This is a genomic window from Georgenia sp. 311 (genome assembly GCF_006151955.1).
Lineage (GTDB): Bacteria > Actinomycetota > Actinomycetes > Actinomycetales > Actinomycetaceae > Oceanitalea > Oceanitalea wutianyii.
This window is the reverse complement of record NZ_VDFS01000017.1, coordinates 99,145-116,737: the sequence shown is the minus strand read 5'-3', so window position 1 is coordinate 116,737 and position 17,593 is coordinate 99,145. Positions and strand designations below refer to the sequence as shown.

At 74.7% G+C, this 17,593-nt stretch carries 12 protein-coding genes; 6 read left to right on the top strand and 6 right to left on the bottom strand.

What is annotated here, in order from left to right; translation table 11 throughout:
• Positions 1–213 precede the first annotated feature (213 nt).
• Positions 214–2,913 (bottom strand): cation-transporting P-type ATPase, encoded by a 2,700-nt coding sequence (locus tag FHE66_RS02600; RefSeq protein ID WP_139071431.1) that lies wholly within the window; start codon positions 2,911–2,913, stop codon positions 214–216.
• Positions 2,914–3,082: 169 nt separating this feature from the next.
• Between FHE66_RS02600 and FHE66_RS02595 the strand changes: the two genes are divergently transcribed.
• The 6 genes from FHE66_RS02595 (at position 3,083) to FHE66_RS02570 (ending at position 10,683) form a co-directional block, all read left to right on the top strand.
• Positions 3,083–3,694 (top strand): TetR/AcrR family transcriptional regulator, encoded by a 612-nt coding sequence (locus FHE66_RS02595; protein ID WP_176554614.1) that lies wholly within the window; start codon positions 3,083–3,085, stop codon positions 3,692–3,694.
• A gap of 32 nt (positions 3,695–3,726) precedes the next feature.
• Positions 3,727–6,306, top strand: coding sequence for an MMPL family transporter (locus FHE66_RS02590; protein ID WP_139071429.1), 2,580 nt, complete (start codon positions 3,727–3,729; stop codon positions 6,304–6,306).
• A gap of 112 nt (positions 6,307–6,418) precedes the next feature.
• Complete coding sequence (locus FHE66_RS02585; protein WP_139071428.1) at positions 6,419–7,408, top strand: magnesium and cobalt transport protein CorA; 990 nt, start codon at positions 6,419–6,421, stop codon at positions 7,406–7,408.
• Between the two features lie 49 nt (positions 7,409–7,457).
• Positions 7,458–8,561, top strand: a complete 1,104-nt coding sequence (locus FHE66_RS02580) for an AI-2E family transporter (RefSeq protein WP_139071427.1) — start codon at positions 7,458–7,460, stop codon at positions 8,559–8,561.
• 83 nt (positions 8,562–8,644) lie between these two features.
• Positions 8,645–9,151 carry a PH domain-containing protein gene (locus tag FHE66_RS02575; protein WP_139071426.1) on the top strand — a complete coding sequence of 169 codons (507 nt, stop codon included), beginning with the start codon at positions 8,645–8,647 and terminating at the stop codon, positions 9,149–9,151.
• The gene (locus FHE66_RS02570; protein WP_139071425.1) at positions 9,148–10,683 is read left to right on the top strand and encodes a PH domain-containing protein; all 1,536 of its coding nucleotides are present in this window, start codon (positions 9,148–9,150) and stop codon (positions 10,681–10,683) included. The genes FHE66_RS02575 and FHE66_RS02570 overlap by 4 nt, the downstream gene beginning before the upstream one ends.
• Before the next feature lie 26 nt (positions 10,684–10,709).
• On the opposite strand, the gene FHE66_RS15695 is transcribed toward FHE66_RS02570, so the two are convergent.
• The 5 genes from FHE66_RS15695 to FHE66_RS02545 all read right to left on the bottom strand — a co-directional run bounded on the left by FHE66_RS15695 (position 10,710) and on the right by FHE66_RS02545 (position 17,305).
• Positions 10,710–12,830: an FAD/NAD(P)-binding protein gene (locus tag FHE66_RS15695; protein WP_218013590.1), complete on the bottom strand. Its 2,121-nt coding sequence runs from the start codon at positions 12,828–12,830 to the stop codon at positions 10,710–10,712.
• 152 nt (positions 12,831–12,982) lie between these two features.
• Positions 12,983–13,813: an ABC transporter ATP-binding protein gene (locus FHE66_RS02560; protein WP_255303582.1), complete on the bottom strand. Its 831-nt coding sequence runs from the start codon at positions 13,811–13,813 to the stop codon at positions 12,983–12,985.
• Positions 13,810–14,991, bottom strand: a complete 1,182-nt coding sequence (locus FHE66_RS02555; RefSeq protein ID WP_139071424.1) for an iron ABC transporter permease — start codon at positions 14,989–14,991, stop codon at positions 13,810–13,812. The genes FHE66_RS02560 and FHE66_RS02555 overlap by 4 nt, the downstream gene beginning before the upstream one ends.
• Positions 14,988–16,079, bottom strand: a complete 1,092-nt coding sequence (locus tag FHE66_RS02550) for an ABC transporter substrate-binding protein (RefSeq protein WP_139071423.1) — start codon at positions 16,077–16,079, stop codon at positions 14,988–14,990. Before FHE66_RS02550 ends, FHE66_RS02555 begins: the two co-directional genes overlap by 4 nt.
• On the bottom strand, positions 16,076–17,305 hold the full coding sequence (locus FHE66_RS02545; protein WP_139071422.1) for a peroxidase-related enzyme: 1,230 nt from the start codon (positions 17,303–17,305) through the stop codon (positions 16,076–16,078). Before FHE66_RS02545 ends, FHE66_RS02550 begins: the two co-directional genes overlap by 4 nt.
• Positions 17,306–17,593 lie beyond the last annotated feature (288 nt).

The window sequence follows — 17,593 nt, the reverse complement described above, 5'->3', positions numbered from 1 at the left end:
CCGGTGCTTGTGGTCGGCACCGTGGAAGCCGAGGGCTGCAGCGTCCACGCGGGCGGGACCGTCAGGTCCCGCCCGCGACCCGGGGCGTCGTCACCGTCAGCGCAACGCCGCGAGGTGACGGCAGTGCCGGCTGGAGGGGCCGGCAGGCCGGCTGGAGGGGCCGGCCGCGTCAGGGGCCGCGTGAGGTCGTGCGGCCCCTGACGCGCACCTGCGTCAGCGGCGGCGCAGCGCCTTGTCGACCTCGACCACGGCGAGGACGGCGACCCCGACGGCCAGCGGGACGAGCCACCCGTCCAGCCCCACCGAGGTGGAGCCGAAGGCCGTGTTCATCGCGGGGGTGTAGACGAAGAGCAGCTGCAGGGCCAGCATGACGCCCACGCACACCCAGGAGACGGGGTTGGTGGTGAACAGCTCGCGGCGCAGGCTCGTCGTGCGGCTGAAGCGGCTGGCGAACAGGTAGAAGATCTGCCCGACGACGAGCGTGTTGACCGCGACGGTCCGCGACTCCGCCAGCCCGCTCCCGGAGTCCTCGCCGAGGAGGAAGACGGCGATCGTCCCCCCGCCGATGAGGAGGGAGATGTAGACGATCCGCACGAGCCCTGAGCGGGGGAGGATCGAGCCGCCCGGCGCGCGCGGCGGGCGGTGCATGATGTCGGACTCCGAGGGCTCGAAGGCGAGCGCGAGCGCGAGGGTGACCGCGGTGATCGTGTTGACCCACAGCACCTGGACCGGGGTGAGGGGCAGCGTGAGGCCGAGGACGACGGCGGCGAGGATGACCAGGCCCTGGGCGCCGTTGGTCGGCAGGATGAACACGATCGCCTTGCGGAGGTTGTCGTAGATCGTGCGGCCCATCTCCACGGCCGCCTCGATCGAGGCGAAGTTGTCGTCGGCGAGGACGACGTCGGCCGCCTCCTTCGTCGCCTCGGTGCCCTTGATCCCCATGGCGACCCCGACGTCGGCCCGCTTGAGCGACGGCGCGTCGTTGACGCCGTCGCCGGTCATCGACACGACCTCGCCGTCGGCCTGGAGCGCGCGCACGAGCCGGAGCTTGTGCTCGGGGCTGGTGCGGGCGAAGACGTCGTGCTCCGCGGCGATCGTGCGCAGCTCCTCGTCCGAGGCGCTCTCCAGCCGCGCGCCGGTGACGGCGGGGGCGCCGTCGCCGATGCCCATCTCGCGCGCGATGGCGCTCGCGGTGCCCGCGTGGTCCCCCGTGATCATCTTGACCCGGATCCCCGCCTGGCGGCAGGCGCGGATGGCCTCGACGGCCTCCTCGCGGGGTGGGTCGATGATGCCGTAGAGGCCGAGGAAGACGAGGCCGCCGGTGTCGACGTCCTGCGTGGTCACAGCGGTGGCGCCGGGCTCGGCCCGACGGGCGGCGGCGGCGAGGACCCGCAGGCCCTGGGCGCTGAGCTCGTCGACCTGCCGGTCCCACCAGGCGCGGTCGAGCGGCGCGGTGCCCTCGCCGGCCGACTGGCTGTCGCTGCGGTCCAGCAGCCGGTCCGGCGCGCCCTTGACGTGGACGACGAGACCGTCGGGCGTGTGGTCGAGGGTGGCCATGTACTTGTAGGCGGAGTCGAAGGGCACGGCGGCGACGCGCTCGTCCTCGTCCCCGCGGACACCCGCCTTGAGCGCGAAGGTCCGCACGCCGCCGTCGGTCGGCTCGCCCGAGAGCTGCCACCGCCCGTCCTGGCGCGCGACCGTCGAGTCGTTGGCGCGGGCCGCGACGACGGCGAGGGCGCGCAGGTCGGCGTGCTCGACGGCGCTCACCGGCCGGCCGGCGTGCAGGATGTCGCCCTCGGGCGCGTACCCCGTCCCGGTGACCTCGTAGTGCCCAGCGGGGGTGACGACGGTGCGCACGGTCATCTCGTTGCGGGTGAGGGTGCCGGTCTTGTCGGTGCAGATGACGGTGACCGAGCCGAGCGTCTCCACCGAGGCCATCCGCCGGACGATCGCGTTGCGGCGCGCCATCTGCTGCACGCCCAGGGCCAGGGTGATGGTGAGGACCGCGGGCAGGCCCTCGGGGATGGCGGCGACGGCGAACCCGATCGCCGAGAGGGTGAGCTCCCCGAGCGTGTAGTCGTACAGGAGGGCGCCGAGGCCGAACATGACGAGCGCGAGGACGACGACGGCGAGGGAGAGCTTCTTGCCGAAGGACGTCATCTGGCGGGTGAGCGGCGTCTCGAGGGACTCGACGTCCTCGAGCATCGTCGTGATGTGCCCGATCTCGGTGTCCTCACCGGTGGCCGTGACGACCCCGGTGCCCGAGCCCGCCGCGACGACCGTGCCCGAGAAGGCCATCGACGTGCGGTCGCCGATGCCGGAGTCCGCCGCGACCGGGTCGGGGTCCTTGTCCACCGGTACCGACTCCCCGGTGAGCGCGGACTCCTCGACGCGGAGGTTCGCGGTGGCGGTGAGACGGACGTCGGCCGGCACCTTGTCGCCCGAGGACAGGCGCACGACGTCGCCGGGGACGAGGTCCTCGGCCGGTGCGGTCTGCCACGTGCCGTCGCGCCGCACCTGCGCGTCGAGGGAGAGCATCTCGCGGATGCCCTCGAGCGCGTCCTCGGCCTTGCCCTCCTGGACGAACCCGATGACGGCGTTGATGACGACGACGGAGAGGATGACGATCGTGTCGACGACCTCGCCGAGGACGGTGGTGAGGACCGCCGCCGCGAGCAGCACGTAGATCATCGGGTCCTTGAACTGGCGCAGCAGCCGGCTGAGCGCGGACTCTCGCACGCCCTCGGGCAGGGAGTTCGGGCCGTGCTCCTCGAGCCGGGCCAATGCCTCCTGCCGGGTGAGCCCGGTGCGCAGGTCGGTGCCGAGGGCCGCGACGACGTCCTCGGCGGGGCGGGCGTGGGCGGGTGGGGCCGTCGCGCCGGAGGATTCGGGCTGCTCGGCGGTCGGCGTCATGGTGCCCTCGGTCCGGTCGGGCGGGGGCGGCGCGCTCCCGCTGCACCCATCGTCCCAGCGGGAGGACGAGCGAGCAGCCCGGGACGGCCCGGGGAAGCGTGAGCGGTGTGTGCCGCGCCACCTGGCTAAAAGTTGCACACGGTGCAGAAGCCAACGGAGACTGACGGCTATGTCCGAACCCGCGGGTCGCCGCGAGCTCAACAAGGCGCGCACCCGCCAGGCCCTCGTCGAGGCCGCCCGCGAGCTCGCGCGCGAGCAGGGCCTGGAGGACCTCACCGCCGAGGAGATCGCCGCCCGCGCCGGGGTCTCGCGCCGGACGTTCTTCAACTACTTCCCCGGGATCGAGGGCGTCGTCGCCGCCGGGCTCGCCGAGCCGCTCCAGCGCATCGCCGCCGAGCTCCTCGCCCGCCCGGGGGAGGAGGAGCCGCTCACCGCCATCGCCGCCGCGCTGCGCGAGCAGCCCGTGCCCGCCGAGATCCTCCTCGACTGGGCCCCGCCCGGACCTGTCCCCGCCGCCCGCGGCCGCGAGCTGCACCTGCGTGTGTGGCGGCACCACGAGGAGTGGCTCGTCGGCGTCCTGCGCGAGCGGCTCGGCGACGACGACGAGCTGCGCGTGCGCACCCTCGCCGCCGCGGTCATGGCGCTCTTCGAGGTGGTCCAGCGGTCCTGGCTGCCCACCGCCGCCGACCTCGCCCCGGACGAGGCCGTCGCCTCCTTCAACGAGGCGCTCCTACGGGCCCTCGCCCACGCCGACGCCGGCTGGCGTCGGCCCACGACCTGACCTCCTACCCCGCAACCCCGGAAGGAACCCCCGTGGCCTCATTCCTCTACCGCGTCGGCCGATGGGCCGCCGAGCACCGGTGGGCGACGATCGTGTCCTGGATCGTCCTCATCGCGCTCGTCGCCACCGGCGCGGCGACGCTCAGCCGCCCGCTGAGCGACGAGTTCACCATCGAGGGCAGCCGCTTCCAGCAGGTCCTGGACCAGCTGCGGGAGGAGATCCCGGAGTCCGCCGGCGGCATCGGCACCGTGACCTTCACCGCGGAGGACGGCTTCACCGACGAGCAGCGCGCGGAGATCGCCGCGCTCGTCGAGGAGTGGACCGCCACCGACGGCGTCATCGAGGCCACCGACCCGTTCGTCACCCAGGAGCAGCTCGACACCGCGCCCGAGCAGATCGCCCAGGGCCGCGCCGAGCTGGAGACCGGCCGCGCGGGGCTCGAGGCCGGCCGCGCCGAGCTCGACGCCGCCGAGGAGCAGCTGGCCGCCGGCCGCGCCCAGCTCGAGGCAGGTCGCGCCGAGCTCGAGGCGCAGCGCGAGCAGCTCGAGGCCACCGCGGCCCAGCTGCCGCCCGCCGCGCTCGCCCAGGCCGAGCAGCAGCTCGCTGCGGGGGAGCAGCAGCTCACCGCCTCGCAGGCCGAGCTCGACGCCGCCGAGGAGCAGCTCGCCGCCGGCCGCGCCGAGCTCGAGGCCGGGGAGGAGGAGCTCGCCGGCGCCCAGACCCAGCTCGACCAGGCCGAGCGCCTCTCCGAGCTCACCGACGGCGTGCGCCAGGTCTCGGAGGACGGCACCGTCGCCATGGCCCAGATCCGCTTCGACTCCACCGGCGGCTCCCTGGACCCCGAGGTCACCGAGGAGGTCCAGCGCCTCGGGGACGAGCTCACCCCCGCGGGCGTCCAGATCGACTACAGCGCCGAGATCACCACCGACCTCGCCAGCCTCGTCGGGCCCGCCGAGGCGATCGGCGTCGTCGTCGCGGCCGTCGTCCTGCTCGTCCTGCTCGGCTCCCTCGTCGCCGCCGGGCTGCCGCTGATCAACGCCATCGCGGGCATCGCCGTCGGCCTCGGTGCCGCGCTCACGCTCAGCGCCGTCGTCGAGATGACCAGCGTCTCCCCGGTGCTCGCGCTCATGCTCGGGCTCGCCGTCGGCATCGACTACGCGCTGTTCATCATCAACCGCCACCGCGTCCAGCTCGCCCAGGGCATGGCGCTGCGCGACTCCATCGCCCTCGCCACCGGCACCGCAGGCAACGCGGTGACCTTCGCCGGCGGCACCGTCATCATCGCCCTCGCGGCGCTGTCGGTCACCGGCATCGAGTTCCTCGGCGTCATGGGGGTCGTCGCCGCCGGGACCGTCGCCGTCGCCGTGCTCGCCTCGGTCACCCTCACCCCTGCGCTGCTCTCGGTGCTCGGCGACCGGGTGCTGCCCGCCCGCCAGCGCCGCGGGCTGGAGCGCAAGGCCGACAACGACGCGACCCACGGCTGGGCCGCCCGGGTCCAGCGCCGGCCGTGGCTGGCGATCCTCGGCGTCGTGCTCGTCGCCGGCGCGCTGGCGATCCCGGCGCCGCAGCTGCGCCTGGGCCTGCCCGACGGCAGCCAGGAGCCGCCGGAGTCCACCGCCTACCGCACCTTCGACACCATCCGCGACAACTTCGGCGCCGGCGCCAGCGGCCCCGTCATCGCGGTGGCCACCCTCGACGAGCCCGCCGCGGACGACGCGACGGTCACCGAGCTGCAGCTCGACATCGCCGAGGACCTCAAGGCCGTCGAGAACGTCGACTACGTCGTGCCGTTCGGCGTGAGCGAGGACCGCGACACCCTCGCGTTCCAGATCGCGCCCGTCGACGGGCCGTCCGAGGAGTCGACCGTCGAGCTGGTCCACGACCTCATCGACGGCGCCGACGCGCTCGGGGCCGAGCACGGGGTCCAGGTGGGGTACACCGGAGCGACCGTGGCGAACATCGACATCTCCGACCAGCTCGCCGACGCCCTGCCGATCTACCTGCTCATCGTCGTCGGGCTGTCCCTCGTCCTGCTGCTCCTCGTGTTCCGCTCGGTCTGGGTGCCGCTGGTCGCCTCGGTCGGCTTCCTCATCTCCGTGGCGGCCGCCTTCGGCGGGGTCGTGGCGGTCTACCAGCTCGGCTACCTCGCCGGGGTGTTCGACGTCCACGAGGCGGGGCCGATCCTCAGCTTCCTGCCGATCGCCCTCATCGGCGTGCTGTTCGGCCTGGCGATGGACTACCAGGTGTTCCTCGGCTCGGGCATGCGCGAGGCGTTCGTCCACGGCACCCCGGCCCGCCAGGCCGTCGTCGTCGGGTTCAACCACAGCGCCCGCGTCGTCACCGCCGCCGCGATCATCATGGTCTCGGTGTTCTCCGGGTTCGTCTTCGCCGAGCTCACCATGGTCCGCCCGATCGGCTTCGGCCTGGCGCTCGGCATCCTCGTCGACGCCTTCCTCGTGCGCATGACGTTCATCCCGGCCGTGCTCAGCCTCCTCGGCGAGAAGGCCTGGTGGCTGCCGCGGTGGCTCGACAAGATCCTGCCGAACGTCGACGTCGAGGGCGCCAAGCTCGAGCGGCAGCTCGGCACCGGCGTCGCCCCCCAGCAGCACTGACCCGGCCACCGGTCCCCGGCACGCGCCGGGGACTGGTGGACCAGGGGGCGGCGCGGGAGAATCGGCCCGCGAGCCCGGCGCGGGCCGCAGGACGGCAGCGGAAAGGCTTGTTATGGCCGACAGCGCCTGCTACGTCGACGGCGTCCGTACCGACGGCCCCACCGACGCCCCGGGCGAGCGCGGCGCGACGGTCTGGGCGGCGCTGCGCTCACCCACCCCGGTGGAGATCCGCCGGGTGGCCCGCCAGTTCGGCCTCCACGCCCTCACCGAGGAGGACGTCAACGAGGCGCACCAGCGCGCCAAGCTCGAGGTCTACGGCGCGACCCTCGCCGTCGTCCTGCGCACCGCCCGGTACGTCGAGGAGCCGGAGAAGGTCGAGTTCGGTGAGCTCCACGTCGTCACCGGGCCCGGCTTCGTCGTCACCGTCGAGCACGCCGGCACGCCCACCCTCGACGACGTGCGCCGGCGGCTGGAGGCGGACCCGCAGTCCCTGCGCCTCGGCCCGGGCGCCGTCCTCCACGCGGTGCTGGACGACGTCGTCGACCGGTACGGGCCCGTCGTCGCCGGGCTCGAGAACGACATCGACGAGATCGAGGACGAGCTGTTCGACAGCTCACCGACCGTCTCCCGGCGCATCTACGAGCTCTCCCGCGAGGTCATGGCCTTCCAGCGGGCGACCCACCCGCTCGCGGGCGTGCTCGAGCAGCTCGGGGACCACCTCGGGCAGGACGGGGACGTCGAGCTGCGGCACCGGCTGCGCGACGTGCACGACCACGTGCTGCGCGTCGACAGCAGGGTCGAGGCGTTCCGCGTGCTCCTGCAGAACGCGCTCGCCGTCCACGCCACCCTCGTCGCGCAGCAGCAGAACGACGAGATGCGGCGTCTCACCGAGGCGGGGTACCAGCAGAACGAGCAGGTCAAGCGCATCTCGGCGTGGGCCGCCATCCTCTTCGTCCCCACCCTCGTGGCGACGATCTACGGCATGAACTTCCGGCACATCCCCGAGCTCCGCTGGACCTTCGGCTACCCCCTCGCGCTGCTCGCCATGGTCGTCATCGCGCTCGTGGTCTACCGGATGTTCCGGCGTCGCCACTGGCTGTGACCCCGCGCGACCTGTCGCCGGGAGAAGGGCGCGGGGGCATACTCGCCGCATGACGGCCCCACCGGCGGTGGTCTGGGGACGACGGGTGTGGCTGACGATCGGGGTCGTCATCCTGCTCGTCGCGGCCTGCTACGCCGCCGGCCAGGTGAGCCTCGTCGTCGTCCCGGTCGCCCTCGCCCTGTTCCCCGCGGCGCTGCTCGCCCCGCTCACGGCGCGGCTGCGCGCCACCCGGCTGCCCGACTCCGCCGTCGCCCTCCTGATCCTCCTCCTGCTCCTCGCCGTCCTCGGCGGGGCGGGGGTCTTCATCGGCCGGGCGCTCGCCGAGCAGGCACCGCAGATCGCCGACCACGTGAGCCGCGGGCTGTCGCGGATCGAGGACCGGGTCGACGTCGCCGGGCTGCCCGGCGGGGCGGGCGGCATCGAGGACCTCGCGCGCAAGGCCGGCTCCGCCGTGGCCGGCGGCGGGCTCCTCTCCCGCGGTCTCGGCGCTGCCGAGGAGGCCGGCGCCGTCGCCGCCGGCGCCCTGATCCTCCTCGTCGTGCTCTTCTTCTACGTCAAGGACGGCCGCCGGCTGTGGGTCGCGGTCCTCGACCTCGTCCCCGCCCGCCACCAGGCCCGCGTCGACCAGCTCGGCGCCCAGTCCTTCGCGACCATCGGCTTCTACCTCCGCGGACGGCTCCTCGTCGCCGCGATCGACGCGGTGACCATCGGCGTCGGGCTGTGGATCCTGCAGGTGCCGCTCGCCCTGCCGCTGAGCATGCTCGTCCTGCTCGGCGCCCTCCTGCCGTTCCTCGGCGCGCTGCTCGCGGGCAGCGTCGCGGCCGTCGTCGCTCTCGCCGACCGGGGGTTCGCGGTCGCGATCGCCGTGGTCGTCCTCGTCGTCCTCGTCCAGGAGGTCGAGGCGCACATCCTCACCCCCGTGATCCAGGGACGCGTCGTCTCCCTCCACCCCCTCCTCGTCCTCCTGTCCGTCACCGCCGGCACGGTGCTCCTGGGCATCCTCGGGGCGTTCCTCGCGGTGCCCGTCGCGGCCGTCCTCGCGCGGCTGGTCGACAACCTGCGGGGGCGCCCCGCGCCCACGCGCCGCAGCAGGCGACGGCGGGGGCCACCCGCCGCGGCCACCGGGCCGGCCGAGGCGAGGTCGGGCGGCTGAGGTCGACCATCAGCCGAAATGCTGATGGCGAGGCGCGGCCGCGTCCCTACGCTGGGCCTGACGCCAGCGCCAGAGGAGACCTCGTGCACGAGCCCGACCCCACGCCGACGCCCGACCGCCCGCCCCGCCACCGCGTGGCCCCCGGAGCGCGCACGTACTGGCTGCTGTCGCGCGTCATCGTCCTCCTCCTCGTCCTGGCCGCGACGCTCGTGCCCGCCGCGCTGTGGGAGCCGGGCAGGCCCTGGCTCCTCGGCGGGGCAGCGACGGCGACCGTCCTCCTCCTGCCCGGCGTCCTCCTCGCCCCGTGGCTGCGGTACCGCACCCACCGGTGGGAGGCCACCGGCACCGCCGTCTACTCCCGCACCGGCTGGCTCGGGCGACAGTGGCGCATCGCCCCGCTGTCGCGCGTGCAGACCGTCGAGGCCAGACGCAACCTCCTGCACCGCCTGCTCGGGCTCGCCGCGGTGTCGGTGACGACCGGCTCGGCCCAGGGAGCCGTCGAGATCCAGGGCCTGGAGGCGGCGGCCGCCGAGGACCTCGTCGGACGGCTCACCGACGCCGTCGCGCGCACCCGCGGGGACGCCACGTGAGCGGCGCCGTCGCCGAGGGCGTGGCCGAGTCCGACGACGACCCGGCCGTGCCCTGGCAGCGGCTGGACCCGAGGATCGTGCCCGCCGCGCTCCTGCGCATGCTCGTGCGGCTCGTCCCGGCGGCCACCGGGTGGTGGTTCTTCAACACCGACAACGACCTCGCCCGCTACACGGTCGTCGCCCTGGCCGTCCTCGCCGTCCTCAACCCGCTCAACCAGGCCCTCAACTACCTCAAGGTCCGCTACCGGATCGTCGGGGAGGAGCTCCAGCACACGACCGGGCTCCTCGTGCGCCGCACCAACCGGGTCGCGCTGCACCGCATCCGTACCGTCGACATCACCGCCCCGCTGAGCAACCGCCTCCTCGGCCTGGCCACCCTGCGCGTGGGCACCGGCGGAAACTCCTTCACGATGGAGGGCACCGTCTCCCTCGACGGGCTCCCACGCGCGACCGCGCTCGCGCTGCGCGCCGAGCTGCTGCGCCGGGCGGAGGGGGACGTCGCCTCGGCCGTGGACCCGCGCCTGGCCGGCGTCGCCGGTGAGGAGGTGCAGACGCTGCGCCGGCGCTGGGTCGTCTACCAGATGTTCGGCCTGTGGCTCGTCGCAGGCCCGCTGTCGGTCATCGGCACGATCTACGGCTTCGTCTCCCTGCTGGGCCGCGAGGCGTGGGTCGGGGAGCGGGTCACCACCCTCGCCGAGGGGATGCCGTGGGGTGCGTGGGCGGCGACGTCGCTCGTGCTCCTCGTCCTCATGGGGATCGGCGCCGGCGCCGTTACCTTCGCCGAGGGGTGGTGGGGCTACCGGCTCGTGCGTGAGCCGGGCGGGCGCTTCCTCGCCACCCGTGGGCTGCTCACCACCCGCTCCTTCACCGCCGACCAGGAGCGGCTGCGCGGCGTCAGCGTGTCCCGCCCGCTCCTCACCCGGCTGCTCGGCGGTGCCCGGCTCGCCCCGGTCATGACCGGCGTCAGTCTCCAGCAGATGATGTCCGAGAGCTCGGTCATGCTGCCCGCCACCACCCGCGACGTCGCCGTCCGGCTGGCCAACGTCCTCCTCGGCACCACCGTGCTGGACGCGGACGTACGCCCGGCCGGCGGTCCGCTGCTCGCCCACCCGCCGGTCGCGCGCCGCCGGGCCGTCGTGCGGTACCTGCTCGCCACGGCCGTGCTCGCCGCGGTGCTCGGCGCGGGCGCCGCGTGGGGCTGGTGGAGCGCGTGGCTGCTCGCCGTGCCGGTGGCCCTCGTGCCGGTGTGCGTCGTCGCGGGACGCGCGTACTACCGCGCGCTGGGGCACCGGCTCGACGGCGACTACCTCTACCTGCAGCGCGGTGTCTTCAGCAGGCGCACCGACGTCATCCAGGTGCGCGGCATCAACGGCGCGCGCGTGAGCCAGTCACCCGTCCAGCGGCTGCTCGGGCTGGCCTCCCTCACCGTGACGACGGCCGCGGGGGAGCAGGGGTACGTCGGGGTGGACCTCGCGCTGCGCGACGCCGCGGTTCTGGCTGCGACGGTGACGGGGGAGCGGGTCGTCGCCTGACGGACGCGCGCGGCGTCGCGGCATGGTCAGATGGCCGCCGCCACCTCCCCGACGAGCCGACGCGCGCCGTCCGGGGTGCCGTCGCCACCGCCCCGTGCCGCCTCCGCCAGGGCCGCCACCTGCGCCGCGGCCCGGTCCGCCCCCGCGATGAGCGGTGAGGGGACCCCCGGCGTCGCGCCGATGGCCGAGCCCGGCTGGACATCGCCCGCGGGGATGCCGATGACGACGACGCGCGGGTCGGGCCGGCCCGCGGCGTCGAGCAGGTGGAAGTCCTCGGCACTGACATCGAGGCTGCGGGTCCTCACCGGCGTGCCGTCCGGTCCGGTGGGCGCGTGCAGGCGTGCCCGGCCGGAGTCGAGCAGCGAGCGCAGCAGCGGGTCGTCGGTGACGTCCACGTGCCCCTTGGACATCCGGGTCTCGACGAGCGCGCGCACCCGGTGCTCCCGGCCCACCACCTGGGAGCGGGCGACGAACCGCCCGCCCTCGACCGTGACGGCCAGCCCCTCGCCGAGCAGCGCGACGACGCCGGCCCGCACGAGCGCGAGCAGCTGCGCCGTGCGCTCCGGGGGCGGGCCGGAGGCCAGGGCGAGACCGAGCGCGTCGAACCAGCCGTGCACGTCCGCCGCGACCGACGCGGGGTGGATGGCCCCGGCGCGCACGAGCCGGGCGACCTGGCCGCGCAGCGCGCCCATCGCCCGGTTGACCGCCGCGCGCGGGCTGGTGAGCGGGCGGGTGATCGACTCCTGCTCCGCGGCGACCCAGCGCTCGGTCCATGCCTGCCACTGCTCGGGCGAGGGCAGCCGGACGTCGGCGCGGTCGAGGCGGCCGACCCGGAGCCGCCGGGCCGGGTCGGTGACGACGTCACGCACGAGATCGTCGAGGTCCGCGACGTCGGTGGCCGCGACGCGGGCGAGCAGGTCCGCCGGGAGCTCGCCGTCGTCGTCGGTGAGGGAGGGAACGGCCGCGGGGTGGTGACGCACGAGCGTGGTGAGGTGCGCGACGACGAGCTCGCGGGCGAGCTGGGGCCACACGTCGCGGGTGAAGTCCTGGCCGGGAACGGTCGCGGCGGCGGCGAACCACTCCGGCGTCGCGAGGCGTGGGACGTACCGCGGCGGGAAGCCGCCGTACCAGGACTTCGAGCGGTAGGGCAGGCCGCGGCGCGAGCCGACGAGCAGCCGCGGCTCGCGACCGGAGGGCAGGTAGGTGAGGTCGAGGGGGGAGCTGCCGGCGACGAACCGCCCGCCCCGGCCGGCGGTGAGGAGCGCGACGACGTCGAAGAAGTTCGCGCCGAGCCCGGCGACGACGACGTCCTCACCGCCCGGCACGGAGTCCCAGTCCCGCTCGGCGGGCATGCCCGGCTCGACGTAGACGAGCCCGTGGCGGGCCGCCGCAGCGACGCGTTCCTCGGTCTGCGGGGACCGGCGCGCCTGCACCATCCCCTGCGCCAGCACGACCGCCGCCGCCCGGAACCGCCGCCCGTCCGCCAGCCGCACCACCCGCCCCAGGTCCCCCTCCCGCGAGAGCCGAGTTTCGCGCGAGAGCGGAGTTTCGCTCGAGAGCCGAGTTTCGCGCGAGAGCCGAGTTTCGCGCGAGAGCGGAGTTGTGTGCGCGTCGACCGCGCCGTCATCGTCCACCCGCCCCGTCGCCGTCTCGATCTCGACGACCGTGCCGCGGACCGCGGTGAGCTCCACCCCGCCACGGGCGAGCACGGCCTCGAGCTGCTCGCGGAAGTACACGCCCTGGAGCCGGCGGGTGGGGTAGGACCACGGCTGCACCGCGGCCGCCTCCTCGGCGACCCAGCCGGGCCGTGGACCCGCGCTCCATCCGGCGGACGGTGGCGCCGTCGTCCGCGGCACGCCGGCGACGACGTCGTTCGCCCACCGCACGAGGTCCGGGCCCGGCGTCACCGGACCGGACATCGGGGTGGAGTCGTCCGGGTAGATGGTCGTGTGGGCGCTGTAGGTGTTGTTGAGCAGGTGGACGCTCTGGTCGGTCCGCCAGGTGGCCCCCGCCCCGACCTCCTGCCGGTCGACGACGACGACGCGCAGCGGCCGGTCTGCCGACCGGCGGGCCGTGAGCCGCTCGACGAGGGAGACAGCGCGCGGCCCGGCACCGACGACGACGACGTCGACGTCGACGTCGGTCACGTCCCGGTCGTCGACGCCGGGCGCGGAGGCATGCGCAAGTCCGCTGTCGCGCGCAAGTCCGCTGTCGCGCGGAACTCCGCTGTCGCGCACAAGTCCGCTGTCGCGCACAAGTCGGCTGTCGCGGGGGAGGGGGGCGGCGGCGGGGGGCGGGGTCATGCGAGGGGTCCGAGGACGGGGCGGACCTGGGTCTGGCCGGCGTCGTGGAGCACCTCGACGGGCAGGCCGTAGACGCGGCCGAGCAGCTCGGCGTCGTACGCCTCGGTGGCCGGCCCGTCGGCCACGAGACGCCCGCCGCTGAGCAGCACCACCTGCTGGCAGAACGTCGCCGCGTGGTTGAGGTCGTGGATCGCGATGAGCGCGGCCACCCCCTCCTCCCGGGCCACCTGCCGCACGATCTGCAGCGTCTCCACCTGGTAGCGCAGGTCGAGGGCGGAGGTCGGCTCGTCGAGCAGCAGCACCCGGGGCTCCTGGGCCAGCGCCCTGGCGATGAGGACGCGCTGGGCCTGCCCGCCGGACAGGTCCGACAGCCGCCGCTCGGCCAGGTCGGTGAGCCCGAGCCGCGCGACGGCACTCTCCACCACGGCGAGGTCGCGCGCCGCCGGGCGCATCCCCATGTGCGGGGTCCGCCCGAGCGTCACGGCCTCGCGCACCGTGAGCTCGAAGGGCACCTCGCTCGACTGCGGGACGTACGCGACGACCTTCGCCCGCTCGCGCGGCCGCATCCGCAGCAGGTCGGTGTGGCCGAGGCGCACCGACCCGTGCCGGGTGCGCAGCACGCCCGCGAGGATCTTCGTCAGCGTCGACTTCCCCGAGCCGTTCGGCCCGAGCAGCGCGCACACGGTCCCCGGCGCGACGTCGAGGTCGATCCCGCGCAGCACCTGGTGGCGCCCGTAGGCGAACTCGACGTCGCGGATGCGCAGGCCCGCGGGAGGTGCGGGGACGGCGCCGTCGGCCGTCGTCGTCCGGTCGTGGACAGCGGTCACTTCGCGGCCCTCCTCGTCATGATGAGGTAGATGAACACGGGGGCGCCGAGCATCGCGACGACGATCCCGACGGGGACCACCGACGGCGCGACGACGGTGCGGCCGATGGTGTCGGCGGCGACGAGCAGCACCCCGCCCGACAGCGCCGAGAGCGGCAGCAGGTACTGGTGGTCGGCGCCGATGACGAGCCGGGCGATGTGCGGACCGACGAGCCCGACGAAGCCGATGACCCCGCACAGCGAGACCGCCACCGACGCGAGCAGCACCGACACGAGGATGAGCCCCACCCGCACGACGGTGACGTTGACGCCGAGGGAACGAGCGGCGTCGTCGCCGGCGAAGGCGATGGCGTTCATGTCCTTCGCGAACCACAGCAGCAGCGGCAGGAGCACGACGACGACGGCGCCCATGATCCGCACCTCGTTCCACGTCGCGTCGTTGACCGAGCCGAGCGTCCAGCGCACGATCGCCTGCAGCGTGTTCTCGTTCGCGATGTACTGCAGGCCCGCGGTGAGCGCCTCGAAGAGCTGGGTGACGGCGATCCCGAGGAGCAGGAGCGTCGCGACCGCCATCTTGCGCGCCGAGGCGAGGCCCAGGACGAGCATCGTCACGAGCCCCGCCGCGACGAGCGCGGAGAGGATGACGACCGGGTTGGACGAGGCGACCCCGCCCCCGCCGAGGAGGATCGCGAGCGAGGCGCCGAACGCCGCCGCCGGGGAGACCCCGAGGGTGAACGGGCTGACCAGCGGGTTGCGCAGGAGCCCCTGCATGACGGCGCCGGCGACCGACAGGCCCGCGCCGGCGGCGAGGGCGAGCAGCGCCCGCGGCAGCCGCAGGTCGGCGACGATCCCGTAGGCGCGGACGAACTCGGGCTCGATCGTGCCGCCGACGACGCGCAGCCACAGCACGCGCAGCGCGTCGCCGACGCCGACGCCGCTCGTGCCGACCACCGTCGACCCGGCGACGACGGCGACCGTGAGCACGACCGAGACGGCGAGCACGAGCAGCCGGTGGTTGCCCAGCGCCCGGCGCAGCCCGCGGACGGGGGCCTCCGGCGCGTCGAGCCCGGTCCGTCCCGGCCGCTCCCCACCGTCGCCGACGGCGGGGTCCTGCTCGCGGGCGCGCACGACCCGGCTGTCGGCGGGAGGAGGCGCCGCCGCGGTGCCGGCGCGCGTCATCGGGCGGTCCCGACGGTGACGTACGGCGCGTCGCCGGGGTAGTCGGACAGACCCTGGAACTCCGTCGCCCACCGCTCGAGGTAGTCGGCGGGGTCGAGGTCGGCGAACTGCTCGGGGTGCAGCCAGCTCGCGAGGTAGGCCGTGGCGATCGCCTTGGACAGGCCCGACGTCGCCCAGCCGTTCGTCACGTAGACCTCACCGGACTGCACCGCGCCGATGCCGGACCAGCCCGGACGGGCGGGGATCCCGGAGACGACGGCGGCGACCTCCTCCTCGCCGTACGGCTCGGCCGACGGCGGCATCTCGTGGACGATGACTGCCGGGTCGCGCTCGACGACGGACGCCGGGTCGATGGTGATCTCGTGCTGCGCGTCGCCGCCCTCGATGTCCCCGAAGACGTTCGTACCCCCGGCGGCGGTGATGACCTGGTCGAAGCCGGAGCCGGGCAGCGCGGTGATGTAGGGCTGGTCGGTCTCCCAGTAGACGGGGACCGGCTCGGTGCCCTCGACGCGCGCGGCGACCTCGGTGACGATCTCCTCGTGGAAGTCGCGCACCCGCTGGGCGCCGTCGGGCTCGCCGAAGACCTCCCCGAGGATGTCGATGGTCTCCTCGAAGACGTCGATGTCCCACGACGTCACGACGACCACCGGGATGCCGAAGTCCGCGAGCTGGTCGGCGGCCTCCTGCCACACGCCGTTGCGGGGGATGATCGCGACGTCGGGGTCGAGCGCGACGATCGCCTCGTAGTTGAGCTCGCCGATGCTCTCACCGACGACGTCCGACTCCTCGAACCCGAGGTAGGGCACCCGGTTGACGGTGCCGCGGTCGACGCCGACGACGCGGTCACCCGCGCCGATCGCCTCGACGAACTCGTTGTTGTAGGACAGCGTGACGACGGCGCGCTCGACGGGGCCCTCGATCGTCACCTCGCGGCCCTGGTCGTCGACGACGGTGATGTCGCCGCCGGCGTCGGCGGTGGCGCCGGTGGTCGCGCCGGTGGTCGCGCCGTCGGCGACCTCGACCTGGCCGCAGGCGGCGAGGGACAGGGCCGAGGTCAGCAGGACGGCGGTGAGGACGGTGCGCTTCATCGGGGGTCTCCGGTGGTCGGGGTGGTGGTGGGGCCGGCGTGCGGAACTCCGCTGTCGTGCGGAACTCCGCTGTCGGCGGGGGTGTGGGGCTCGCCGAGGGTGAGCATGAGGCGGTTGGCCCAGGAGAAGAACGCGACCGAGAGGACGAGGTCGAGGAGCTCGAGCGGCTCCAGCCCCAGGTCGCGCAGCCGGTCGACCTGCGCCGATGTCGCCCGCGAGGGTGAGGCGGCCAGGGCGGCGGCGAGGTCGACGACCGCCGCCCACCGCTCGTCCTGCCCGGCGCTGAGCGCGGACAGGTCACCGGGCGCCCACGCCGGGCCGCGCGTCACCTCGGCGGCGAGGAGCCGGTCGACGTCCTGCGGCCGCTTGCTCAGCTGCGCGGCCTTCCGGGCGTGCACCGACGCGCAGAAGACGCAGTCGTTGACCTTGCTCGTCACGGCGGCGGCGAGCTCGCGCTCGGCGCGCGGCAGGCCGAGGCGGGTGAGGAAGACGGCGTGGTCGATCTGGGTGCGCGCGGTGAGCACGCCGGTCTGCCGGGCGAGCAGGCGGAAGTAGGCGCCCTCGCTCTTGCCGGCGAACGCGGCGCGGTGCTCCTCGGTGAGCTCCTCGACGGGGATCGGCTCGACCCAGGGCAGCCAGCCGAGCAGGTCGCGGGTGAAGGCCCGGGGCGCGGGCAGCCCGTTCGGTGCGGTGTCCGGGGCGTAGGCGCGGCGGGCGGCGAGGTCGTCGGGCAGCAGGGCTCCGCCGGCCGGGGCGCCGTCGTCGTGCCCGGAGAGCAGCCGCAGACCGGTGACGAGCCGCGCCTCGTAGGCGGTGACGGCGACGACCTGCGCGAGGAGGACGACGCCGTCGGCGTCGAGGCCCGCCTCGGCGAGGGCGGCGACGTCCTCGGGGGTGACGAGCGCCGGCGCGAGGCTGAGCAGGTCGGCGTGCCGGACGAGGGCGGCCACCGACGGGTCGGCGGTGGCGACCGTGAGGTCGACGGCGTCGGGTCCCCGGTGGTGGTCGGCGAGCGGGCCGGCCCCGTGCTGCTCGGCGACGCGCGCGGCGATCGCCCGGCGCAGGGCGGGAGACAGGCGGCCCGGGTCGGTGAAGAGGCGGTCGTGGGCCTGCTGGGTGTGGTGGACGACGTCGGGCTTGGCGAGCCGCGCGGCGGCGGTCTCCTCGTCGAGCTCGGCGAGGGCGCCGACGACGTCGGTGCGGATCCGGTGGACGGTCGCGGTCATGGGTGCTCCAGAAAACGGGTGCGCGGACGCGCACGGCGGAGGTCACCGTCGCCACCGCCCGATGTGCGGGGGTGCGCGAGAGGACCTCACGGGTGGGTCGGGGACGGCCGGCGCGGACGATCCGCGCAGGCGCGAGGGACCGGGCCGCACGAGGGCGGCCGGGTGAGGCGGGCGGGGTCGGTGTCCCGCGGGATCAGCGCCTCAGGCGGGACAACAACACATCGACGCGACGGTGCGCCGACACATGCACACGGACGGGCGCGGCGCGAGAAGCTGCCTGGCACTCGT